This is a genomic window from Serratia aquatilis (assembly GCF_044865145.1).
In the GTDB taxonomy this organism is placed as follows: domain Bacteria; phylum Pseudomonadota; class Gammaproteobacteria; order Enterobacterales; family Enterobacteriaceae; genus Chania; species Chania aquatilis.
In genome coordinates, this window is sequence record NZ_CP173186.1 from 4,796,881 (window position 1) to 4,820,233 (window position 23,353).

At 51.8% G+C, this 23,353-nt stretch carries 24 protein-coding genes and 1 pseudogene; 3 read left to right on the plus strand and 22 right to left on the minus strand.

Annotation, left to right across the window (positions count from 1 at the left end; translation table 11 throughout):
• Positions 1 to 62: 62 nt before the first annotated feature.
• Positions 63 to 683 carry a peptidylprolyl isomerase gene (locus tag SAQUA_RS21710; protein WP_380676304.1) on the minus strand — a complete coding sequence of 207 codons (621 nt, stop codon included), beginning with the start codon at positions 681 to 683 and terminating at the stop codon, positions 63 to 65.
• Positions 684 to 1,011: 328 nt separating this feature from the next.
• Here SAQUA_RS21710 and SAQUA_RS21715 point away from each other — a divergent pair, with 328 nt between their 5' ends.
• Positions 1,012 to 1,686, plus strand: a complete 675-nt coding sequence (locus SAQUA_RS21715; RefSeq protein WP_380676306.1) for an OapA family protein — start codon at positions 1,012 to 1,014, stop codon at positions 1,684 to 1,686.
• Here SAQUA_RS21715 and SAQUA_RS21720 read toward each other — a convergent pair.
• The 6 genes from SAQUA_RS21720 to yjfP form a co-directional block, all read right to left on the minus strand.
• Complete coding sequence (locus SAQUA_RS21720; RefSeq protein ID WP_380676308.1) at positions 1,683 to 2,042, minus strand: DUF488 domain-containing protein; 360 nt, start codon at positions 2,040 to 2,042, stop codon at positions 1,683 to 1,685. The two genes, SAQUA_RS21715 and SAQUA_RS21720, sit on opposite strands and share 4 nt — an antisense overlap.
• A 110-nt stretch (positions 2,043 to 2,152) precedes the next feature.
• Positions 2,153 to 2,605, minus strand: coding sequence for a 50S ribosomal protein L9 (rplI, locus tag SAQUA_RS21725; protein ID WP_317694293.1), 453 nt, complete (start codon positions 2,603 to 2,605; stop codon positions 2,153 to 2,155).
• Positions 2,606 to 2,644: 39 nt separating this feature from the next.
• Positions 2,645 to 2,872: a 30S ribosomal protein S18 gene (gene rpsR / locus SAQUA_RS21730; RefSeq protein ID WP_000135199.1), complete on the minus strand. Its 228-nt coding sequence runs from the start codon at positions 2,870 to 2,872 to the stop codon at positions 2,645 to 2,647.
• 4 nt (positions 2,873 to 2,876) lie between these two features.
• Positions 2,877 to 3,194: a primosomal replication protein N gene (gene priB, locus SAQUA_RS21735; protein WP_380676323.1), complete on the minus strand. Its 318-nt coding sequence runs from the start codon at positions 3,192 to 3,194 to the stop codon at positions 2,877 to 2,879.
• A gap of 8 nt (positions 3,195 to 3,202) precedes the next feature.
• Positions 3,203 to 3,598 carry a 30S ribosomal protein S6 gene (rpsF, locus tag SAQUA_RS21740; protein WP_037404458.1) on the minus strand — a complete coding sequence of 132 codons (396 nt, stop codon included), beginning with the start codon at positions 3,596 to 3,598 and terminating at the stop codon, positions 3,203 to 3,205.
• A 197-nt stretch (positions 3,599 to 3,795) separates the two neighbouring features.
• Positions 3,796 to 4,548 carry an esterase gene (yjfP, locus tag SAQUA_RS21745; RefSeq protein WP_380676326.1) on the minus strand — a complete coding sequence of 251 codons (753 nt, stop codon included), beginning with the start codon at positions 4,546 to 4,548 and terminating at the stop codon, positions 3,796 to 3,798.
• A 130-nt stretch (positions 4,549 to 4,678) separates the two neighbouring features.
• Between yjfP and bsmA the strand changes: the two genes are divergently transcribed.
• Positions 4,679 to 4,987, plus strand: a complete 309-nt coding sequence (bsmA, locus tag SAQUA_RS21750) for a biofilm peroxide resistance protein BsmA (RefSeq protein WP_380676328.1) — start codon at positions 4,679 to 4,681, stop codon at positions 4,985 to 4,987.
• 40 nt (positions 4,988 to 5,027) lie between these two features.
• Here the strand turns inward: bsmA and SAQUA_RS21755 are convergent.
• The 15 genes and pseudogenes from SAQUA_RS21755 to nnr all read right to left on the minus strand — a co-directional run.
• Positions 5,028 to 5,261: pseudogene (locus SAQUA_RS21755) on the minus strand (isovaleryl-CoA dehydrogenase); the annotation flags it as partial.
• A 129-nt stretch (positions 5,262 to 5,390) separates the two neighbouring features.
• A complete protein-coding gene (gene rlmB, locus SAQUA_RS21760) occupies positions 5,391 to 6,122 on the minus strand; it encodes a 23S rRNA (guanosine(2251)-2'-O)-methyltransferase RlmB (protein ID WP_380676330.1) in 732 nt (243 codons plus the stop codon).
• A 60-nt stretch (positions 6,123 to 6,182) separates the two neighbouring features.
• Positions 6,183 to 8,669 carry a ribonuclease R gene (rnr, locus tag SAQUA_RS21765; RefSeq protein ID WP_380676332.1) on the minus strand — a complete coding sequence of 829 codons (2,487 nt, stop codon included), beginning with the start codon at positions 8,667 to 8,669 and terminating at the stop codon, positions 6,183 to 6,185.
• 59 nt (positions 8,670 to 8,728) lie between these two features.
• A complete protein-coding gene (gene nsrR, locus SAQUA_RS21770) occupies positions 8,729 to 9,154 on the minus strand; it encodes a nitric oxide-sensing transcriptional repressor NsrR (RefSeq protein WP_380676334.1) in 426 nt (141 codons plus the stop codon).
• Positions 9,155 to 9,389: 235 nt separating this feature from the next.
• Positions 9,390 to 10,688 carry an adenylosuccinate synthase gene (locus SAQUA_RS21775; protein ID WP_380676336.1) on the minus strand — a complete coding sequence of 433 codons (1,299 nt, stop codon included), beginning with the start codon at positions 10,686 to 10,688 and terminating at the stop codon, positions 9,390 to 9,392.
• A 96-nt stretch (positions 10,689 to 10,784) separates the two neighbouring features.
• Complete coding sequence (locus tag SAQUA_RS21780) at positions 10,785 to 10,985, minus strand: DUF2065 domain-containing protein (RefSeq protein ID WP_380676338.1); 201 nt, start codon at positions 10,983 to 10,985, stop codon at positions 10,785 to 10,787.
• A gap of 92 nt (positions 10,986 to 11,077) precedes the next feature.
• Positions 11,078 to 12,088, minus strand: coding sequence for a protease modulator HflC (gene hflC, locus SAQUA_RS21785; protein ID WP_380676340.1), 1,011 nt, complete (start codon positions 12,086 to 12,088; stop codon positions 11,078 to 11,080).
• A 3-nt stretch (positions 12,089 to 12,091) separates the two neighbouring features.
• On the minus strand, positions 12,092 to 13,357 hold the full coding sequence (hflK, locus tag SAQUA_RS21790; protein ID WP_380676342.1) for an FtsH protease activity modulator HflK: 1,266 nt from the start codon (positions 13,355 to 13,357) through the stop codon (positions 12,092 to 12,094).
• A 218-nt stretch (positions 13,358 to 13,575) separates the two neighbouring features.
• Positions 13,576 to 14,856 carry a ribosome rescue GTPase HflX gene (gene hflX / locus SAQUA_RS21795; RefSeq protein ID WP_380676344.1) on the minus strand — a complete coding sequence of 427 codons (1,281 nt, stop codon included), beginning with the start codon at positions 14,854 to 14,856 and terminating at the stop codon, positions 13,576 to 13,578.
• 98 nt (positions 14,857 to 14,954) lie between these two features.
• On the minus strand, positions 14,955 to 15,263 hold the full coding sequence (gene hfq / locus SAQUA_RS21800; protein ID WP_004952704.1) for an RNA chaperone Hfq: 309 nt from the start codon (positions 15,261 to 15,263) through the stop codon (positions 14,955 to 14,957).
• A 114-nt stretch (positions 15,264 to 15,377) separates the two neighbouring features.
• Positions 15,378 to 16,319 (minus strand): tRNA (adenosine(37)-N6)-dimethylallyltransferase MiaA, encoded by a 942-nt coding sequence (miaA, locus tag SAQUA_RS21805; RefSeq protein ID WP_380676347.1) that lies wholly within the window; start codon positions 16,317 to 16,319, stop codon positions 15,378 to 15,380.
• Positions 16,312 to 18,177, minus strand: a complete 1,866-nt coding sequence (gene mutL / locus SAQUA_RS21810; RefSeq protein WP_380676349.1) for a DNA mismatch repair endonuclease MutL — start codon at positions 18,175 to 18,177, stop codon at positions 16,312 to 16,314. The genes miaA and mutL overlap by 8 nt, the downstream gene beginning before the upstream one ends.
• Positions 18,178 to 18,199: 22 nt before the next feature.
• Positions 18,200 to 19,933, minus strand: coding sequence for an N-acetylmuramoyl-L-alanine amidase AmiB (gene amiB, locus SAQUA_RS21815; RefSeq protein ID WP_380676351.1), 1,734 nt, complete (start codon positions 19,931 to 19,933; stop codon positions 18,200 to 18,202).
• Positions 19,923 to 20,411, minus strand: coding sequence for a tRNA (adenosine(37)-N6)-threonylcarbamoyltransferase complex ATPase subunit type 1 TsaE (gene tsaE, locus SAQUA_RS21820; RefSeq protein ID WP_380676353.1), 489 nt, complete (start codon positions 20,409 to 20,411; stop codon positions 19,923 to 19,925). Before tsaE ends, amiB begins: the two co-directional genes overlap by 11 nt.
• A gap of 10 nt (positions 20,412 to 20,421) precedes the next feature.
• A complete protein-coding gene (nnr, locus tag SAQUA_RS21825; RefSeq protein WP_380676355.1) occupies positions 20,422 to 21,936 on the minus strand; it encodes a bifunctional ADP-dependent NAD(P)H-hydrate dehydratase/NAD(P)H-hydrate epimerase in 1,515 nt (504 codons plus the stop codon).
• Here nnr and queG point away from each other — a divergent pair.
• Positions 21,935 to 23,074: a tRNA epoxyqueuosine(34) reductase QueG gene (gene queG / locus SAQUA_RS21830; RefSeq protein ID WP_380676357.1), complete on the plus strand. Its 1,140-nt coding sequence runs from the start codon at positions 21,935 to 21,937 to the stop codon at positions 23,072 to 23,074. The two genes, nnr and queG, sit on opposite strands and share 2 nt — an antisense overlap.
• Positions 23,075 to 23,353: the final 279 nt, after the last annotated feature.

Below are 23,353 nucleotides of genomic sequence, written 5' to 3' on the forward strand. Positions count from 1 at the left end.
AATTGGCTTAATTCTACTGAGAGGGCGCCGTTAGGGCGCCCTTAATATGTGGCTATAACAGATTACAGAATTTCCAACAGCTCTACGTCAAACACCAGAGCACTGAATGGAGGGATAGAAGCACCCGCTCCGCGCTCGCCGTAAGCCAGATTGTGTGGAATATATAACTGCCATTTGGAGCCTACCGGCATTAGCGTTAACGCTTCGATCCAACCAGGGATCACGCCGCTGACCGGGAATTCAGCTGGCTGGCCACGCTCAACTGAACTGTCAAAGACCACGCCATTGACCAAACGGCCAGTATAATGCACGCGGACGCGATCCTGCCGTGATGGAATTGGGCCATTGCCCTGTTCCAATACGGTGAATTGCAGGCCAGACTCGGTAAGCGTCACTTCATCACGCTTGGCATTTTCATCCAGGAACTTCTGGCCTTCTACCGCCATCGCCTTCTGACGTTCAAGACGAACCGCATCTGCACGTTCGTGAATTTCGCGTAGTGCGCGATGGACCACATCTACCGGAACCGCCGGAGCATTCCCTTCCAGCGCGTCACGCAGGCCAGCCAGCAAAGCTTCTGGCTTTAAACCTTCCAGGCCGGATTCTTGCAATTGCTGACCAACCTGTAAACCAATCCCGTAACTTGCTTGCGCTTCAACGCTATCAAAAGAAGGGTTTGTCATGGGGGTTTTCCTTTAAGTCTGTAAAAATTCGAAGACGCAGCATAACAGCGCAAGAATGCCGGGTAAAATCTTGTGTAGAGAATGATGACTTTTGTCTTAGAAAAAGAAACAATAACCTTTTGTTAACGTTTGCTGTCACCATGTACTCTGCCAACCTGAATTGCAAACGGTTCGCGGGCGATTACTCGTCGGCTTTGAAGGTGTAGCCATACAAGCAGTATCTTTGTTTCCCGGAATAGAGGGATAAAGCCGACGTTGCAATATATAGTGAGGCTGGCGATACACCATTTATACAGTAGCAATTTTACGCAGTTGAAGAGAGGTTACCATGGGCAGAATCGCGCCCAGGAGAAGGAAAACCACCCCAGTCTACCAACCGCTGCTGCGAACTTGGCTTAACTTAAGCCAACGGTTGAAGCCGGACGCTGCACAGGAAGCAGCAGAGACGATTGAGGTGTCAGATTTACCGCCACCAAACAGTAAGGGGAAAATACTCAAAACTTTACTGCTGAAGATATGGCACTTGCCTGACGGCTTCCACTGGATGGAACCTTTGCCCTGTTTTCATCGCCGTTGGGTGATTATTTTTGGCGCTATCCTGCTCATTTCACTGTTATGGCCGTATTCTGACGATAACGCGCAGCGTTCGTTTCCGGTAACCAGCCAGGAGGGTGCGGTTACGTTGCAGGCAGAATTACTGAGTAATGGCCAGCAACATAGCATAGCGCAGTCTGAGAGCGACAATTGGCAACGTTACAAGGTGCAGTCTGGCCAGACTTTGGCGCAGTTGTTCCGCGACAATAACCTGCCTGTTAACGAGGTTTTTGCCATGGCACAAATCGAGGGTAACGATAAACCACTCAGCAACTTGAAAGCCGGGCAGGAAGTGCGTATCGAACACAATGCCAACGGTGTGATTACCGCGCTTTCGGTCACCGTTGGAGATGGCAATGAAGCCTTGTTCCGTCGTCAGACGGACGGCAGCTATCTTCGTGTTCGTTAGCCTTTAGTTTGATCCAGCAGAAAATCGCGCAGTACAACCCCTTGGTTGTGCTGTGTGTCCTTGCTGCCATACAACAGAGTGAGTGGCTCACCTTGCTGCAACAACGCCACCAGCGGCTGCCAGGCGTCATTCTCCGCCAATTGCTGGCGATAGCGCAGTTCAAACTCATCCCACTGGTCGGTATTCTGGTGAAACCACTGGCGTAATGCATTATCTGGCGCAACCTGTTTCAACCACACTACGCCTTGCAATCTTTCTTTACTGACTCCACGCGGCCAAAGCCGGTCAATCAAATAGCAATGCTCCAGAGCAGGGGCACTGAAATCGTAAACTCGCTGTAAGCTGATTTTTGCCATTTTCGCCTCTCCTGGCCAAAAGATGACCACAGAATAACGCGATTCACCAGACGTTGAAAAGCAAAACGCCAGCACGAGGCTGGCGTTTTAACTGGGTTGGCAAAAGCCGATTAAGCTTCTGCAACCACAACTACATTCAGCTGTGCGAACACGTCGCTGTGTACCTGGAACTGCACTTCGTGCTCGCCAGTAGTACGCAGAACGCCATTCGGCAGACGAACTTCACTCTTGGCAACTTCAACACCTGCCGCAGTCACTGCGTCAGAGATGTCACGGGTACCGATAGAGCCGAACAGTTTACCTTCGTCGCCTGCTTTAGACGAGATGGTTACTGAACCGAGTTCGTTGATCTTGGCTGCACGAGCAATCGCTGCGGCCAGAACGTCAGCCAGTTTGGCTTCCAGTTCGGCACGGCGTGCTTCGAAGAACTCAACGTTTTTCTTGGTAGCAGGAACAGCTTTGCCCTGTGGTACCAAGAAGTTACGGGCATAACCCGCTTTAACGCTAACTTGATCACCCAGGCTACCCAGGTTTGCTACTTTATCAAGCAGAATAACTTGCATTACCTTATCCTCTCAAAGTCGTTAATGGACAGTGGCCGATTACTGATGACGATCAGTGTACGGCAACAAAGACAGGTAGCGCGCGCGCTTGATAGCACGGGCCAGCTGGCGCTGATATTTTGCACGAGTACCGGTGATACGGCTCGGGACAATTTTACCACTCTCGGTGATGTAGTTTTTCAGCGTAGCGATGTCTTTATAGTCAATCTCTTGAACGCCTTCCGCGGTGAAACGGCAGAACTTGCGACGACGGAAATAACGTGCCATTTGGCTAGTCTCCAGAATCTATCAATTCAATCTGCTCGGCATGCAGGACCAGTTTGTTCAACCCGTTGCGCCCTTGATGGCTGCTAACAAAGCCTTGAACGGTAACCTGACTGCCGACCGTTAATCTTTGAGTTAAAGCTTGTGACTGCTGTCCGCTGACAACCACGGGCATTCTGCACCATGCTTGTCTGCTGAATCCGGCTTCCACCTGCGTTGATCGGTGCTCGAGCACAAATTGGCAGTGGGGTATACCGGAAGGACTCACTTTTCGAACCGGCGTCTTGCACACTGTGCCAGACAACACCAGACGATTAGCCGTCACAGCGGCAATTACTCTTCAGAATCCCCAGCATCATCATCTGCGGTTTCGCTAGCGAAATCATCGCGGCGATCGCCACGGCGTTCGTCTTTAGCTTTAACCATAGGAGATGCTTCAGTTACCGCGTGCTTAACGCGCATAACCATGCTACGGATAACGGCGTCGTTGAAGCGGAAGTTAGTTTCCAGCTCATCGATCGCTTCCTGCGGAGCTTCAACGTTCAGCAGAACGTAGTGAGCTTTGTGCAGTTTGTTGATCGGATAAGCCAGCTGACGGCGGCCCCAGTCTTCCAGACGGTGAATCTGACCTTGCGCGTTAGTGATGGTAGCACTGTAACGCTCGATCATGCCCGGAACCTGTTCGCTTTGGTCAGGATGGACCATAAAAACGATTTCGTAATGACGCATCGAATTGCTCCTTACGGATTATTCAGCCTCCTGTCAGGGTCAACCGCGGCCCATGGAAGCAAGGAACGTGTGTATGTGTGCGGCTGAAAAATGACGCGTAATCATACTTGCGCAGGGTAGGAAACTCAAGGACTGAGTGGGATTTATTACAGACCATGTTTGAGGGTATGCTCAAGCCCTACCCCCGCCTCAAGATTTTATAGCACGCGCTGGAAAAAGGTGGTCGTGGCGGCTAAAGCACCCGGCGTGATGCGATGCCGAACATCGGGTTCGGTAACATAAATCAGATGTTGATCTAACCCACGCTGACGGAGTTCACTAGCCAGCCGTTCACTTTCCACAGCGGGAACGACATCGTCGGCCTCACCATGCCACAGCAACAGCGGGCGGCCAGCAAAACTCTCCCAGTGCTGCGCAACTTCGTAAGCAGCCAAAGGAGCAATACGGGCCGCGAAGGCGGTTTTCTCCAACCGCTGACCCTGAGCATCCAACGGCGGGTACAACGTTTGCGCCAAAGCGGTGAAATAACCCGAGCCCATAAGGCAGGCGGCAGACTTAATCCAGGAATAGCGGGTAAATGCGCCCAGAGCCGTCATACCGCCCATCGATGCCCCTGCAACACCGATACGCTCTCCGTCTATCAATCCTCGTTGTTCAAAGTGAGTCTTGATTGATGGCAACTCATCGACGTTACTTTGGAGTATCTCCCAGAAATGTGCGAGGCGCCCGGCTTCGTCACCATCAAAACGCTCCCCATGCATCTTGCAATCTGGCAACACGACCCGAAAACCGACCTTTGCCAGTGCATAGGCAAAATAGGCGTAAACTTCCTTCGATGAGGTGTAGCCATGGTAAAAAAAGAGTGTTGGCAACGGCTTCTTATAGAGCCCAGCCGGAACAGCATGAATGACAGCAATTTCCCCCACCCGCTCATCGTAAATTTCGATCATCTATTTCCCTCTTTGGCTACCGTTCGGAGCACGATAAAAAACGATAGGTGACTTTTCGCTCAATAGGTTCCTCTCTAAAACAGACAGTTGCGTTACACTGTTTGCTAAAAACCCCCTAGAGAGGCCAGCCATGAATCTTTCCCGTACATTGCCTACCTTATTGATGATATACCTGCTCGCAGGCTGTAGTGCTCTGAAAACTCCCCCTCAGCCACCACCGGCACCAACCGACCAGGCACAGGAGATCACACGGGCACAGACTTTCGGGCTGGAGAAAATGGCAACGATCAGCGCATTGGTTCGAGGCAGCCCCATGGACGTGGAAGCTGAAATTCAGCGTAAAGCCAATGCCAGCGGCGCTCGTTATTACATGATCATCATGAACAGTGATACCGTTACCCCTGGCCAATGGTACTCTCAGGCTATTCTTTACCGTTAATCGCCAGGTGAAGCCAAGTGTATGTTTATACGCCAATAGCCCGGTGTCCGGTGGTGTCATAGCGCAACAGCTCGGGTGGATTAGCATTGGCCAACCTTCCCAATTCCAGAGACTCCTGGGTTCCCAATTGTTGACCCAGGGAAGCCAGAACATCACTATCCCAGCCAGCCTGCTCGCGCTGCACCGCCTCACGCAAAGGCGTATCTGAAAGAAAAAGGTTGCTGTTCCCCAAGGGCTTGGGTTGGTTAAAAACGTTATGCGTATTCCAGACCATGAGTATGCTCCCCGATTAACTTTTCAGGAATTATTATGGTCGCAAAGGGGATTTCTGCCGGAGATGGGATCACAAGATGGAACATTGGTTATCAAAGGGGTGGCAACTCCCACCCCCTGCGTAACGCTGTCAGCTACGCTGACGTACTGCTTCAAACAGGCAAATCCCGGTAGCCACCGAAACGTTCAAGGAAGAAACGGTTCCCGCCATTGGAATGCTGATCAGTTCGTCGCAATGTTCCCGAGTCAAACGACGCATACCCTCGCCTTCAGCCCCCATAACCAGTGCCATCGGGCCAGTCATTTTACTTTGATAAAGCGTATGATCTGCTTCGCCAGCGGTGCCAACCACCCAAACGTTCATCTCTTGCAGCAGGCGCAGAGTGCGGGCCAGATTGGTTACGCGGATCAGCGGGACATTCTCTGCCGCGCCACAGGCAACTTTTTTAGCCGTTGCATTCAATTGAGCAGAACGATCGCGTGGGACGATCACTGCATGCACACCGGCAGCATCGGCGCTACGCAGGCAGGCTCCGAGGTTATGCGGATCGGTAACTCCGTCCAGCACCAGCAAGAACGGCGTATCGACGCTTTCCAGCAGGCCAGGCAGATCGTTTTCCTGATACTGCTTCCCTTCGCGTACGCGCGCAATAATGCCCTGATGGACTGCACCTTCCACCTTCTCATCCAGCCACTGCCGGTTCGCGACCTGAATTACAATCCCGGTTGCTTCCAGCTCAGCAATTAACGGTTGCAGGCGACGGTCATCACGGCCTTTAAGAATAAACACTTCCAGGAAGCGCTGTGGGTCACGTTCTAGCAGGGCTTTGACGGCGTGAATGCCGTAGATAATTTCGCTCATGATGCTCTTTTAACAGTGCGGCCGGGAATTTCCCGGCCGGGGATAATAACGTACGGCGGGTTAACCCTGTTCCGTACCTTTTTTCTTACTGACACGCTTGGCTTTGGTCGCCGCTGCTATCTTTTTGGTTTTATCAGACACTTTTTTGGCTTTCGCCTTTTTGTCCTTTTTCACCTTATCTACAGGCTTAGCCGCCTCTTTGCGGAAGGCACTGTCAGGCTCAAAGTTAGCTGGCGGCTTACCGCCACGACGCTTACGCTGAGCCTGGCTACGCCCCGATCCAGCACCGTCACGCAGCGTACGCTGGCCACCATTTTTGGCGCGTTCACGTTCGGTTTTCCCTTCACCACGCGGCTTGCGGGTACTGGAAACCAACGCAAAGTCGATCTTGCGCTCGTCCATGTGCACAGCGTCAACACGTATTTCCACCGTGTCACCCAGACGATAGACCATACCTGAAGACTCGCCGATCAGGCGCTGGCCAATATTGTCGTAGCGATAATAATCATTATCCAACGAAGACACGTGTACCAAACCATCAATAAACAGATCGTTCAGACGTACGAAGAAACCAAAACCGGTCACGCTGGCAATAATCCCGCTGAATACTTCACCGACGTGATCCTGCATGAAGTCGCATTTCAGCCAGTCTGCAACGTTGCGGGTTGCTTCATCCGCACGGCGTTCGGTCATCGAACAGTGAGCACCCAACTGCAGCATTTCTTCGAAATCGCTGTGCCAGCCACCTGTTGGTGTCCAGCGCTCGGTAAGTTCGCCGTGCTCTTTCGCCAGCACATACTTAATAGCGCGGTGTAATGACAGGTCCGGATAACGGCGAATAGGCGAAGTAAAATGGCCATAAGAGGCCAGCGCCAAGCCAAAGTGGCCACGGTTTTCCGGATCGTAGATCGCCTGTTTCATTGAACGCAGCAACATGGTTTGCAGCATTTCACGATCTGGACGTTCAGACACTTCATCCATCAGCGTGGCGTAATCCTTCGGCTGCGGTTTCAAGCCGCCACCCAAGGTCAACCCCAGCTCATTCAATACGCTGCGTAAGGCTGAGATGTGGTCGTCACTTGGACGATCGTGCACACGGAACAGAGCTGGCTCGCTGTGCTTTTCAACAAAACGTGCAGCCGCAACGTTCGCCATGATCATGCACTCTTCGATCAATTTATGAGCGTCATTACGAACCGTTGGTTCGACGCGCTCAATGCGGCGTTCTGCGTTAAAGATAAATTTGGCTTCTTCGGTTTCGAAGGCAATACCACCACGTTCAGCACGAGCCTGATCCAGGACTTTATACAGCGCATGCAGTTCCTGCAGGTGTTTCACCAGCGGATGGTATTGTTCTTGCAGTTCCTGATCGCCCTGCAGAATATGCCAGACTTTGGTGTAGGTTAAGCGCGCATGGGAGCTCATCACCGCTTCATAGAATTTAAACGAAGAGAGACGGCCTTGTGCAGAGATGGTCATCTCACACACCATACACAGACGATCTACCTGCGGATTCAATGAGCATAAACCGTTGGAGAGCACTTCCGGCAGCATCGGGACAACTTCTGAAGGGAAATAGACAGAAGTGCCACGGCTGCGGGCCTCATCATCCAGCGCAGTGCGCGGGCGGACATAATAGCTGACATCGGCAATCGCTACCCACAGACGCCAACCGCCACCACGTTTTTTCTCACAGTACACTGCATCATCGAAATCCCGGGCATCTTCACCGTCGATGGTAACCAGCGGTAAATCTCGCAGATCAACCCGCCCTTTCTTGGCAGCTTCAGGCACCTGTTCGCTCAGATCGGCGACTTGCTTTTCAACCTGTGGCGGCCAGGTATGGGGGATTTCATGGGTCCGCAGGGCGATATCTACCGCCATGCTGGTCCCCATCTTGTCACCCAACACTTCCACAATCTTGCCTACAGCCTTGGTACGACGCGTTGGGCGCTGGGTCAGTTCAACTACCACCATGTAACCCATGCGCGCGCCACTGACCGAGTCAGCGGGGATCAGAATATCGAAACTCAGGCGGCTATCATCGGGCACGACAAAACCGGTACCGGCATCGGTAAAGAAGCGGCCAACAATCTGACTAGTTTTGGGCACCAGCACGCGCACAATTCGCGCTTCACGACGGCCTTTGCGATCTTCACCCAACGGCTGTGCCAGAACCACATCACCATGGATGGCCATTTTCATTTGTTCTGCGGAAAGATAGAGATCGTCTTTACGACCATCAATACGCAGGAAACCATAGCCATCACGGTGGCCAATTACCGTGCCACGCAACAGGTCCAGACGTTCCGGCAATGCATAGCACTGGCGACGGGTAAAGACTAACTGGCCATCACGCTCCATAGCCCTTAGGCGGCGGCGTAATGCTTCCAGTTGCTCCTCTCCAGACAAATTCAGTTCATTGCCCAACTCTTCGCGGCTGGCAGGCGTTTCACGATTCGCCAGATGGGCCAGAATAAATTCACGGCTAGGAATGGGGGATTCATATTTTTCTGCTTCTCGTTCCAAAAATGGATCTTTTGACATTGAGGTTCCTCCGTTGTCATCAGCAGGATGTTACTGAGCCTTGTCTTCTCAGTCACACGTTATTCGACAAGCAAAAGCTTGTAGAGCGGTGGATTATCTTCAACCATCTCAGCCAAAGTATGATTATCCAGCTCCTCAAGGAAATTATGTACTGCCTGCCGCAGCACGGGCTTCAGGCGGCAGGCGGGAGTGATATGGCAAAATTCGTGGCTACAGTTGACCAACGAAAGTGGTTCCAATGCGCGTACCACATCACCAATTCGGATGGTATTGGCCGCTTTGCCCAAACGAATACCGCCGTTTTTACCCCTCACGGCGTTGACAAAACCTTCGCGGCTCAACTGGTTGATAATTTTTACCATATGGTTGCGTGAAACTCCGAACACCTCAGTCACTTCAGAGATGCTGGTCATTTTGTCCGCTGGCAGTGATGCCAGGTAGATCAATGCCCGCAGGCCATAGTCAGTAAAACTTGTTAACTGCACGTCTACCTCTGGGTATTAGTTTACCCGTCTATTATGCCGATTTTCAGCGATGTTATTTGGATGTCTTATTGGATAATAAACCAGCCAGAGAGCTCGCAGCTAATTATTTAGCGTATGGAAGACTTTAAGCCAGGTCAATGGAAGGATTTTTTGAGGTGAAATCGCATTCAGGGAGAATAAACGGGAGTAATAAACCGGGACAACGCCCGGTTTATTTTACGACGTTAGCTACAGATTATGCGTCGAATGGATCGCGCAGGATCATGGTTTCACTACGATCTGGACCCGTTGAAATAATATCTACCGGTATTCCCGTCAGCTCTTCAATACGCTTGATATAGTTCAGCGCTGCCTGCGGCAATTTACTGTGTTCTTTTACACCAAAAGTAGTTTCGCTCCAGCCAGGCATTGTCTCGTAAATTGGCTCGATACCTTCCCAACCTTCTGCTGCCAGTGGAGTGGTGGTCATTTCACGGCCATCCGGCATACGATAACCCACACAGATCTTCACTTCTTTAAGACCGTCCAAGACATCCAGCTTGGTCAGGCAGAAACCAGACAGGGAGTTGATCTGCACCGCACGGCGCACGGCTACAGCATCCAACCAGCCGGTACGACGACGACGACCCGTGGTTGCACCAAACTCATTACCTTGCTTGCAAAGGTATTCGCCGATCTCGTCGAATAACTCGGTCGGGAACGGACCCGCACCCACACGGGTAGAATAGGCTTTCACAATGCCCAGCACATAGTCCACATAACGCGGGCCAATACCTGAACCTGTTGCTACGCCACCCGCGGTGGTATTGGAAGAGGTCACATACGGATAGGTACCGTGATCGATATCCAGCAGAGTGCCTTGTGCCCCTTCGAACATGATCAAGTCGCCACGCTTGCGCGCACCATCCAGCAGTTCGGAAACATCTACTACCATCGAGGTCAGGATATCGGCGACAGACAGCACATAGTCGAGCGTCGTCTGATAATCGACAGCATCAACCTTGTAGTAGTTAACCAATTGGAAGTTGTGGTATTCGATGATTTCCTTGAGTTTGACAGCAAAGGTTTCTTTGTCGAACAAATCACCGACACGCAAACCACGGCGCGCCACTTTATCTTCATAAGCTGGGCCAATACCGCGACCCGTAGTGCCGATCGCTTTGGCACCACGCGCTTTCTCACGAGCATTATCCAATGCAACATGGTATGGCAGGATCAGTGGGCAGGCTTCGGAGAGCAACAGGCGTTCGCGTACCGGGATGCCGCGCGCTTCGAGTTCACCCATTTCTTTCATCAATGCGTCCGGAGCCAGAACAACACCGTTGCCGATGATGCTGGTTACGTTTTCACGCAAGATACCTGAAGGAATTAAATGAAGAACGGTTTTTTCACCGTTGATAACCAGAGTGTGGCCAGCGTTATGACCACCTTGGTAGCGCACAACATATTGAGCCCGTTCAGTCAGTAGGTCTACGACCTTACCCTTACCTTCGTCACCCCATTGGGTGCCCAGTACGACGACGTTCTTACCCATTTTAAAATCACCGGTTGCTTAAAAATGGATTCTACCATCGTAATTCTCGAGTTTCAGCACTTTTAGCATACGATTGCGTACTTTTTCGACTAAAGTTTAAACCCCTGAGCGACTACGCAACATGTAGTAGATTACGCAGCCTGCAACCACTAATGCACCACCAAAACGCCGTAACGTTGGATCCGGTAATTGCGTCATTGCCTGGATCATTTTACGCCAGGCCTGCGGAAACAGCATTGGCCCCAATCCCTCAAGCACCAAAACCAGCCCGAGCGCCAGCCAGATCGTTGAATTCATCTTTCCCCCATAAAAGAAAGGGCCCGCAGTTAACGGACCCTGTATACCCTTACTCTTCAGGCTATAGGCCATCGAGCAGCACTAGGCTGGCATTATCTATTGCGCGTAGCTTCCGGCGACTTCATGTAGCGGAAGAAATCGCTGTCCGGGCTCAACACCAACACGTCCTGGTTACCCGGGCCGAAGCTGGTTTCATAAGCACGCAGGCTACGGATGAAAGCGTAGAAATCCGGATCCTGGCTGAACGCGGCTGCAAACAGTCTGGCAGCTTCCGCATCACCCGCACCACGAGTAATACGCGCCTGACGCTCTGCTTCAGCCAGAGTACGCGTTACTTCGTAGTCCGCTGTTGCACGCAGCTTTTCAGCCTCTTCCTGGCCCTGCGAACGGTGACGACGGGCTACTGCCTCACGTTCTGCACGCATACGTTGGAAGATGGCATCAGACACCTCAGCAGGCAGGTTGATCTGCTTAATACGCACGTCAACTACCTCGATGCCCAGTGCCGCCATACTGTTCGGGTTAACCTGCGGCTGTTTGCCGGTAGTTTCACGCTCAACACGCGCAGCAGCAGAAGCAATGGCATCATCGGCTTCGGTAGTAGCAACTTCCTCACCCTCACCAACAGTACCGGTGTTTAGCGCATCACGGACGTCCAACATCAGGCGACCACGGGAATCGGTTACAATATCACGCACGTCTAAACGGCCAATCTCGGAACGTAAACGGTCACTAAACTTACGTTTCAGCAACACTTCAGCCTGAGAAACATCACCACCGCCTGTTGCCAGGTAGTAGCGGCTGAAATCACTGATACGCCATTTCAGATAAGAATCGACAATCAGGTCTTTTTTCTCACTGGTTACGAAGCGATCGGCCTGGTTCTCCATGGTCTGGATGCGGGCATCCAGCGTTTTCACTGTTTCAATGAATGGGATCTTGAAGTGAAGACCCGGTGCATATACCAGTGGTTTGTTTTCGTTGTCGCGCAGTACTTTGCCGAAACGCAGCACAATGCCACGTTCGCCTTCCTGTACCACAAACAGTGAGGTATAGAGTGCTACCAACACCACTGCGACGATAACTATGAAAGACTTACGCATTGATTATTCTCTCCCTACGCGAGTGTTGTCGCTACGCTGCGTATTTACCCGGCGTTGGTCCATCATCGAACTACTGCCGGCGCTGCTGGAACCCGTATCTGCCGTAGTGCTGGTAGATGGGGCTGGGTTGAGACGAATCAGGCTGGTATCTTTACTGCCTTCGGTCGCCGCTTTACCGGTCTGGCCACGCAGCATCTGATCCAGTGGTAATACCATCAGATTATTATTGCCTTTGTCATTCACCAACACCTTGCGGGTGTGGCTCAAGACTTTCTCCATGGTTTCGATATACAGACGCTCACGGGTAATTTCCGGTGCGGATTTGTATTCCGGCAACAGCTTGGCAAAGCGAGCTACCTCACCCTGGGCTTCCAGAACGGTACGTGCTTCATACGCTCTGGCATCTTCCAGCAAACGCTGTGCCTGACCGTTCGCACGTGGTTGAACTTCGTTGGTATAGGCTTCTGCTTCACGAATGTATTGCTGTTCGTTTTCACGAGCGGCAATCGCATCATCAAACGCGGCCTTCACCTCTTCCGGCGGGCGTGCTGCCTGGAAGTTGACGTCCAGCAGAGTGATACCCATTTTGTATGGACGAATGGTTTCTTCCAGTACACGCTGAGTGTCGCTACGCACGATGGTACGGCCTTCAGTCAGAATCTTGTCCATGGTGTATTTACCGATAACACCACGCAATGCACTGTCTGTAGCCTGCCGCAGACTGTTGTTGGGATCGGTCACGCTGAATAGATAAGCAGCCGGATCGGTAACACGGTACTGTACGTTCATTTCTACGCGTACCACGTTCTCATCAGAAGTCAGCATGACGCCTGACGCTGCAAGTTCACGTACCGACTCCACGTTAACCGGGCGCACTTCATCAATGAAGGTTGGCTTCCAGTTCAAACCTGGCTGCACCAAGTGACTGAGCTTACCGAAACGGGTAACTACACCACGCTCGGCTTCTTTGATAGTGTAGAAGCCGCTTGCGGCCCAGATAACCACTACCGCAACCGCAGCGATACCAAAAATTCGGCCACTGAAGTGAGGCCCGGTTGAGCCGGAACCACCGCTGTTATTACCGTTGGAGCCTTTACCTCCGCCCAAACTGCTCAATTTCTTGCTCAGCTTGCGGAAAATATCATCCAAATCCGGTGGCCCTTGATCGCGACCGCCTTTATTATTACCGCCAGAGTTGCCGCCATTGTTATTGCTGCTCCCCCACGGGTCGCGGTCCTGTCCGTTATTACCGGGCTGATTCCACGCCATGTTTTAGCTCCATTATTCTGTGATTGGGTACTTCAGGCTAACGCTTTACCCTACGTTTTTTAAACATAAAGATGACGCTTTCCTGTGCTCAACTCAGTCATTTGACGCACCAAACTTCTGAGGCTCGCTTCGGTTGTCGCCGACCTTCATATTCAAATCCATCGGGTATTGCCCACTCAGTATTGTTAAGCTGAGCGTCTAAATGTAACAGTATATGATCATACGATAAAGTTAATCAGATCCTGTTCCTGTTTACAGAGGCGACGCCACTCCACGATCGGCATACGTATCACCACACCGATACTACCGTCCTCTTCATTCCACTCTTTCTCGATTGCCTGAAGCTGATAAAAACGGCTACGTAGACGGCCTGCCTCTGGCGGTAAACGCAACTCATAACGCGCAATTTCCCCCGATAAGCGTTCCGTCAACGCCTGAAAAAGCAACGGAATACCTTCGCCACTGGCGGCAGAGAGCCACACTCGGATCGGTAAATTTTCATCGTTGCGATCGATACGCGGGACAAAGTCATCCAGCATATCTATTTTATTCATTACTAACAGTGTAGGAATTTCATCCGACTCAATTTCTGCCAGCACGGTATTCACTGCTTCAATGTTCTCATCTACCCGGGTATCCGCAGCGTCGATCACATGTAATAACAGAGAGGCCTGACGCGTCTCCTGCAGCGTTGCTTTGAACGCGGCGACAAGATCATGCGGCAAGTGTCGGATAAAGCCTACGGTATCCGCCAACACGGTATCACCTACATCAGCTACATCAATACGCCGTAATGTAGGATCCAGGGTGGCAAATAACTGGTCTGCGGCATAAACCTCGGCAGACGTAATTCGGTTAAACAGGGTTGATTTACCCGCGTTGGTATAGCCCACCAACGATACGGTTGGCACATCGGCGCGGGTACGCGCTCGCCGACCTTGCTCACGCTGCTTTTCAACTTTCTCGAGACGCCTAAGAATTAAACTTATGCGATCACGCAGCAAACGGCGGTCAGTTTCTAACTGAGTTTCGCCAGGCCCCCGCAGACCAATCCCACCTTTCTGACGTTCAAGGTGAGTCCAGCCACGAACCAGTCGGGTCGCTATGTGGCGCAACTGCGCCAGCTCAACCTGCAGCTTACCTTCATGGGTACGGGCACGCTGGGCAAAAATGTCTAAAATCAACCCGGTGCGATCGATCACTCGGCATTCACACAGGCGTTCGAGATTTCTCTCCTGCGCCGGGGAAAGGGAATGATCAAACAGGACAACAGACGCGCCGCTGGATTTCACCGCATCTGCAATTTCTTCGGCCTTTCCTTCACCGACAAAGTATTTGGGATGAGGCGCTTTGCGGCTACCAGTAACCACTTGCAAAGCTTCAACACCCGCAGAGGACACCAACGACTCGAACTCGCTGAGATCTTCTGTATCTTTATCTTGTGAGAAATAGATATGAACCAGTACGGCCTGCTCACCGGCTTCATAACGGTCAAACAAGCGTGCAACCTCTCAAACGGACAAAAACCGTGAGTTCGGGGGACATAAACAGCACATTGCTGCCTATGCTCCCCGCCATGGTTGACTCGCAACGCGCTTTATTCAGCGTCATCGCTTTCCTGCTGCGGCTGTTGTGGCGCAGATGGATTGTTACCATGGTGATAATTACTGGTACCGGCGCTCGGATTGTTGCTGTGGTGCGATACCGGGCGTGACGGAACAACGGTAGAGATGGCGTGCTTATAAACCATCTGACTCACCGTGTTTTTCAACAGGATGACAAACTGGTCAAAAGACTCAATCTGGCCTTGCAGCTTAATACCATTAACCAAATAAATAGAAACCGGAACACGTTCACGACGCAATGCGTTCAGGAACGGATCTTGCAAAGATTGCCCCTTAGCCATTCTATCTTTTCCTTATTTGTTTGTTGTTTGTAACAAAGAACCTATCGGCTCTAAAATAAACGAACTAAAAAATTTGCGCGCTGAATACTCATCAATTGTACACAATCACCCAACCTATGCACTAACAACCTGTATTACCGAGTCTAAAGCCTCTCCCGGCTTTTCACTGTCCAACCAATGAACCGACTCCCAACCCCGTAACCAGGTCATTTGGCGTTTGGCCAACTGACGTGTTGCGCAAATACCACGATAAACCATCTCATCGTAACTAATCTCGCCAGACAAATATGACCACATCTGGCGGTAACCGACACAACGAATGGAAGGCAAATCCGTGTGCAAATCACCCCGTGCAAAAAGTGCACGAGCTTCCGTCTCAAAACCTGCCGCCAACATCTGATTGAACCGCAGCGCGATGCGTTGGTGTAACAACTCCCGGCTGACTGGCGCAATCGCAAACTGGTGAACATCATACTGCAACGATTCACCCGAAATTTTAGTCAGTTCCGTTAAAGTTTTACCCGAAATAAAAAAAACTTCCAGTGCTCTGGTCAGTCTCTGTGGATCATTCGGATGAATTCGTAACGCTGCAACAGGGTCTATCTCCTGCAATTGACGATGCAAAACCTCCCAACCCTGCTCTGAAGCCTGCTGCTCAATTTGCTCTCGCACCAGCGGATCGGCAGAGGGCAATGGCGATAACCCTTCCAGTAATGCCTTGAAATAAAGCATGGTACCACCGACCAGTAACGGGATACGGCCCGCGGTTGTAATCTCGGCCATCGCCTTCAATGCATCGGCACGAAAATCCGCCGCGGAATAAACCTCAGCCGGATCACGAATATCAATCAACCGATGTGGGGCCTGAGCCAATTCTTCTGCGCTCGGTTTGGCGGTGCCAATGTCCATTCCGCGATAAATCAAGGCGGAATCGACACTGATCAACTCCACTGGCAGACGTTGGTGCAGTGCCATCGCCAAAGAAGTCTTGCCGGAGGCCGTAGGCCCCATGATAAAAATGGCCGGAGGACGGTGTATCATTTCAGTTTCAATCATGCTTGAGAGCTGCCAGTGCAGCCTGTAAATCAACGGGTTGTAAAAGAGCGCCAGGTGGGGATTTGACCAACTGTGGGCAGAGTCGTTCAACATCGGTCAGCAATTGTATCGCTTGCGAGCTGTTCCATTGCTCATGCTCGCTGCCTAAATGGCTCGCAAGCCAAATGGCCAGCACCGTAGGTGACATCTCCTGATGTTCCGCCAGATAGCCTAACAGCTCGGGTATCAACTTTTGTAAATTTTGTTGCCGTAACGGTAAAGGAACTGCGCGCAACGTCACACGCCCATGATCTGATTGCAGTTCCAAGCCCATTTTTACCAGCAGCGCTTGATGTTGTACGCAGGCTGCCGCTTCATTTTTGTTCAAGGCCAGTTTGATAGGAATAAGGAGTGGCTGCGGTTTTAACCCCTCTTCTGGTGGGCTCAATTGCGCCTGACGCAGCCAACGCTCGGCAATGGGTAGATTCAACAATGCCAGTCGCTGGCGCTGTTCGACCAATGCATAACAAGGTGGGCAAATCATCAAGACGCGGCCAAAACCGTGTTCGCTACCGGCTAGTGGTGTTTCTTTCGCAGCATTAACCGGCGGGAACAGCGGCTGTTTTATCTTTTCTGCTGGTGTTTCAGTGGTTGGCGTGGCCTGAAGCAGTCTACTGTACAGCTCGCCCTCACGCTTTTGATAGCCAGAGCCAGCCTGATAAGTTGGCTGCAGCGCACGTTCGCGAGCAGCAGGTGCCGTCGCCTGCCGTTCACGCTCAGGTGCTGGCTGTGAAAAGTGGTTGCCCCCTGCGGCAACACGGTTTTCCGGTTGCCAGGCAGGGCTTTCTGCGGATTCTTCTGCCAGTGGCAGTGGCATATTACTGGCCTGTTGCAATACGGTTGTCACAGCCTGGTAAATAAAGTCATGCACCAATCGTGCCTGATGAAAACGCACCTCATGCTTGGCCGGATGAACATTCACGTCCACCTGATGCGGATCCACATCCAGATAAAGCACATAGGCAGGCTGTTGATCGTCTTTCAACTGATCCTGATAAGCCTGACGAATGGCATGATTGATCAGACGATCGCGCATCATGCGGCTATTTACATAGCAATATTGAATTTCGCCAAGTTGGCCAGCCCCTTGGGGATCGCCTACCCAACCACGAATACTGAGATCACCGTGCTGCCAGGAAACCGCCAGAGCATGCTGTAAAAAAGCGGGGCCACAGATGCTAGCCATACGTTTCTCATGCTGACTTTCGTCTTTAGCCGCACGGTACTGGCGCGTTAGTTTTCCATTGTGGGTAAGGTTGATGGCGACATCGAAACGCGCAAGCGCGATACGCCGGACCACCTCATCGATATGACCAAACTCGGTTTTTTCCGTGCGCATAAATTTGCGCCTGGCGGGCGTATTGTAGAACAGGTCGAGCACCTCAACCGTACACCCTACCGGGTGCGCCGCAGGTTTGACGGTAACTGCCTGATCGCGCCCTTCAGCATAGGCTTGCCACGCCTCGCTCTGTTCTGCCGTGCGTGAGGTAAGCATCAGGCGTGAAACAGAACTGATACTGGCCAACGCCTCACCGCGAAAACCCAGGCTGATAATCGCCTCCAGATCATCGAGGGAACTGATTTTACTGGTAGCGTGGCGAGCAAGAGCCAAAGCCAGATCCGATTTGCCGATCCCACAGCCATTATCTCGGATGCGGATCAGTTTGGTGCCACCGCGTTCAATATCGATATCGATACGCGTTGCCCCAGCATCCAGGCTGTTCTCTACCAGTTCTTTCACAACCGATGCAGGGCGTTCAACCACCTCTCCGGCTGCAATCTGGTTGGCTAGCTGTGGCGGTAACACCTGGATAGGCATGCTGACCCCTCTGGTTAGTACTTCAAATCTGCGGAATTGTCAGCGTCCGATCCAGAGGCGCGACATCCGTCTTTAAATTGTTAACACGTTTTAAATCGTTAACGCTAACGCCATAACGCGCTGCGATGGATGACAGCGTATCACCATGCGTTACTTTGTGTCTGGTCGGCTTGGTATTTTTCGCCTTGGCCTGAACCGGCGCCTGTCTGTTTTTCCCGGCAGGCACTTTCAATCGCTGGCCGACCCATACACCATCTTTCTTGAGTTTATTCAGATCGCGTAACGCTGCCATGCTGATGCCATAGCTGGCAGCAATGCCAGAAAGCGTTTCTGCGGGCTTGACCACATGGGTCTGCGTTTTCCCTACGTCATTGCTGGCCGAAGAGCTTACAACTCTAGGTTGTTTCAATTTCGGTGCTGAGGAGTTAACCGCCGCTGCGACGTCCAACGGGCGGTTTTCCACCTTTGGGTCAGCTTGTAGCGGATGCGCCAGGAAATAACTGCGTAGGCCATTGTGGATCGCCCGTGCAATTTTATCCTGATACGCGCTACTGCCTAGCAGCCGCTCCTCCGTGCTATTACTGATAAATCCTGTTTCCACCAGCAGTGATGGGATATCCGGTGAACGCAACACGCCTAAGCTAGCGTGCTCCGGACGCCGCTTGTGCAACGAGCCCACTTTTTGTAACTGTTGCAACACCTTTACCGCTACGTCATAACCAACGCGTTGGGAATGGCCAAACTGCAGATCCAATACCGCCTGACTCAGATAGGGGTCGGCCTGGCTGTTAGCTAACAGATCGCCAGCACCGCCCAGCAGTTCGGATTGTTTCTCGTGTTGTTCCAACCACCCCGCCATCTCGCTGTTGGCCCGGCGATTAGACAGAACCCAAACTGAAGCGCCATTGGCGCTGCGATTAGGTGCGGCATCAGCATGGATAGAAATTAGCACGTTAGCCCCTTGCTTACGTGCTACATCTGAACGCCCCATGACCGAAATAAAATAATCGCCAGTACGTGTCATCACCGGTTTAAACATTGGGTCGGCATCCAGCAAGTCTCGCAAGCGATGCGCGATAGCAATGGTCACATTTTTCTCTTTCAGGCCGTTGGGCCCGATCGCACCGGGATCCTGCCCACCGTGGCCCGCATCGATCGCGACAACGACACGATCGCCAGAACCGCTGGAGACTCTGCTGCTACGGGGTGTGACTTCTGTTGCCGTGCCAGAGACCACCGCCGATTTATTGGTAAAGGGGTTCGAACCACTCTGCGTCGCGGGCGCTTTGCGCACCGGTTCATTCACTGCTGACACAGAAACTGGTGCCTTACGCGTGGTATTGGTATTCCTGCCACCTTCAGAGGTTATGGTGAACACTACCGTGTAGATGTTGCCATTCTGGCGGGTTACCGCGCGCGTTTTCGAGCGTTTGGTCAGATCAAACACCAGCCGTACACTCTGGGCATCCTTTGGCTTGCTGACACGAATGCTTTTTACCAGATTCTGGCCGCTGAAATTCAACGGTAAACCACCGACCTTGCCACTTTGATTAACATCCAGAACAACGCGATCTGGCCCATGCAGTGAGAAGAAAGCATAGGCCGGAGGCCCATTGAAACTCACCGACACTGTAGCTTCGTGCTGAGCATTGGTTACTTTGATATCAGATAATGACGATGCGGCCCAGGCTCCAAATGGCGCCAGTACTAGTGCAAGCAAGGTAATAACAGCAAGCTTTCTTAACCTATACATCATTGCTGTGTGATCCTTGTAGCCCACGAATACGGTCTAAAAGTTCTCCACCATAAGCGGAAACGGCCTGGATCTGCGCACGCCGACCCTCATTATGGTAACTGAGATGCAGTTCCAGATCGGGGTCAGGGAGGACACCCGTTCCCTGTTGCGGCCATTCAACCAGGCAGATGGCATCTTGAGCAAAATAATCGCGTATGCCCATAAACTCGAGCTCTTCTGGATCAGCTAATCGATACAGATCGAAGTGATACACTGCCAAGGGATGTAATACATAAGGTTCAACCAACGTGTATGTTGGGCTTTTGACATTACCCCTATGACCCAATGCCTGCAGAAAACCCCGGCTGAAGGTGGTTTTACCAGCCCCCAAATCACCATAGAGATAAATCACGCTGGCGCGATCACATGCCTTGGCCAAACTGGCACCAAGAGCGACTGTCGCTGCCTCATCTGGCAGAGGTAAAACGTGTTCTTTCATTCGATAATGTCTATTTTGCCAACTCTGGATTAACGTAGTGAGGGATCACAGGTAGCAAATCGCTTGCCAGTAATCCTCTTGTTCCTTGCTTTTTTGCCACATAATCTGCTGCCGCACCGTGAACAACGCAACCTGCGCAAGCAGCATCATACAGTGGGAGCTTTTGCGACAACAAACCACCGATAATACCCGACAGCACATCGCCCATGCCACCGGAAGCCATACCAGCATTACCTACATCGGCAATCGCCATCTCTCCATGCTGACCAGCAATCAGGGTTCCTGCACCTTTCAGTACCACAACACCACCGTATTGTGCCACCAATCTGCGGGCCGCAAGTAAGCGATCACTTTCAATATCAACGGTGCGACAGTTCAATAGCCGCGCGGCTTCACCAGGATGCGGGGTAATAACGCGATTCTGACGCTTCTCAGGATGCAATGCCAGTAAGTTAAGTGCATCAGCATCCCATAATGCCGGTTTATCGCTGGTTTGCAGCAGTTTTAACGCATTCTTGCCCCAATCACCCTGACCAAGTCCAGGCCCCACGACAACGACATCAGCCCATTCAACAGCCTGTTGAAGCGTATCATCACTCAGGCGCTGCACCATCAGCTCGGGCCTGGCGGTTAACAAAGGCCCGACATGCGCAGTGTGAGTAAGTACTCGCACTAATCCTGCGCCGCTGCGTAATGCAGCTTCAGCCGCCATCCGTATCGCCCCACCAAAACCGTGATCGCCCCCTACCAGCAGCAATCGGCCATGCTCACCTTTATGGGAACAAGGGCGACGCGGTTTCAGCCATTGTCCTAGATCGGCACCATTATAGCGCTGTATTTGCGGCCGCTGTGTTGCCAGCCAGTCCGATAATCCTAGCGTACTATAGTGAAGTTGCCCGACCCAATCCCGCGCCTGCCCGGTCAATAATCCGGGCTTAAGGGCGATAAAAGCCAGAGTATGACTAGCGCGAATCACGGCACCCGCTACTGCACCGGTTTCAGCCTGCAGGCCGGAAGGGATATCGAGGGAAATGACCGGTACACCGGCTCGGTTTACCGCTTCAATCAGCACCTCATAGGGTGCTCTGGGAGCACCTCCTAAACCGGTACCTAACAGGCCGTCGATGATCAGGTCGATATCCTGTGGCCAATGGCTGCTGGCAGGCAGAATTTCCCCACCACTCTCCAACCAGGCTTGTCGGGCGATTGCAGCTTCCGTTGGCAATGGGCGAACACCTTCACAAACAATTACGCTCACTTTAATGCCTACCTCAGTGGCTAAACGCGCTACGACATAACCATCACCACCATTATTACCGTGCCCACAGAGTACCAGCCAATGGCGACTTGCAGGATAATGATCGCGCGCCAGAGCAGTGGCGGCAGCACCGGCACGCAGCATCAGCGAATATAAAGAGATACCGAGCGAAACGGCAGCGACGGATTCAGCCTGCCGGACCCAGTCTGCGGACCAGACAGAGTGTGGTAAACTGGAGCAGTACTGTTTCTCACTATGGCTCGTCATGACACACCCTCTCGACCTCAATCAACTCGCCCAACATATCAAGCAATGGGCGCAATCGCTAGGATTCCAGCAGGTAGGGATCTGCGATACCGACCTCAGCGCAGAAGAACCCAATTTGCAAGCTTGGCTGGATAAGCAGTATCACGGCGAGATGGAATGGATGGCGCGTCACGGCATGTTGCGCGCGCGGCCGCACGAGCTGTTGCCCGGCACGCTTCGGGTTATCAGTGTACGTATGAACTATTTACCCGCCAAAGCAGCATTCGCCAGTACTCTAAAAAACCCAGAATTGGGTTATGTCAGCCGCTATGCACTTGGGCGTGATTATCACAAGCTATTACGTCAACGCCTTAAAAAGCTTGGCGACCAAATTCAAGCCTATTGCGGTGAGCTTCATTTCCGCCCCTTCGTGGACTCAGCCCCCATTATGGAGCGCGCGCTGGCTTCAAAGGCAGGCATTGGCTGGGTTGGTAAACACTCACTAATCCTTAATCGCGAAGCTGGCTCCTGGTTCTTTCTGGGAGAATTGCTGATAGACCTGCCGTTGCCGGTGGATAAACCACAAGAAGAGCAATGCGGCCACTGCGTTGCCTGCATCACCACCTGCCCAACCGGTGCAATAGTCGCCCCCTATACCGTAGATGCTCGCCGCTGTATTTCCTATCTCACCATCGAGTTGGAAGGCATCATCCCAGAGGAGCTTCGGCCTCTGATGGGTAATCGTATCTATGGTTGTGACGACTGCCAACTCATTTGCCCGTGGAATCGGTTTTCGCAATTAACCGCCGAGGATGATTTCAGCCCACGAAGCGCACTTCACGCGCCTCAATTGCTTGAGCTGTTCAACTGGAGCGAGGAAAAGTTCCTTCGCATCACCGAAGGCTCTGCTATTCGTCGTATTGGTCATCTACGTTGGTTACGTAATATTGCCGTTGCTCTCGGCAATGCCCCTTATCAGGACCAGATTGTCATCGCATTGCGCACCCGACAGGGTCACGACACCATGTTGGATGAACACATCACCTGGGCATTGGCACAACAGCTTGCAAGACGCGAAGCTTTGGGGGTTGAGGTGCAAACCTCGCAGCAAAGACGCTTGATTCGCGCAGTAGAAAAGGGATTACCTAGAGATGCCTAAATCCAATGGCAGATCTCTCATTCTCACCGTTGAATACTCTCTGTGGATTTGTGCATAAAAATAAAAATGTGTTGTCTTTCAATTGCAAAAAAAAGAGCAAGTGATCGAGATAACGTTTCATAAGAAATAAATACTGTTTACTATCAACAAGATAATTATTTCATTTGTGAGACTTTGAATTTTTAAGCTGAAGATATTATGTACACTAATTGTGGATAACTCTGTTCACAACATCTTGTCTGAGTATGAATAACAGTGAGGAAGACCGCACCATGAGTG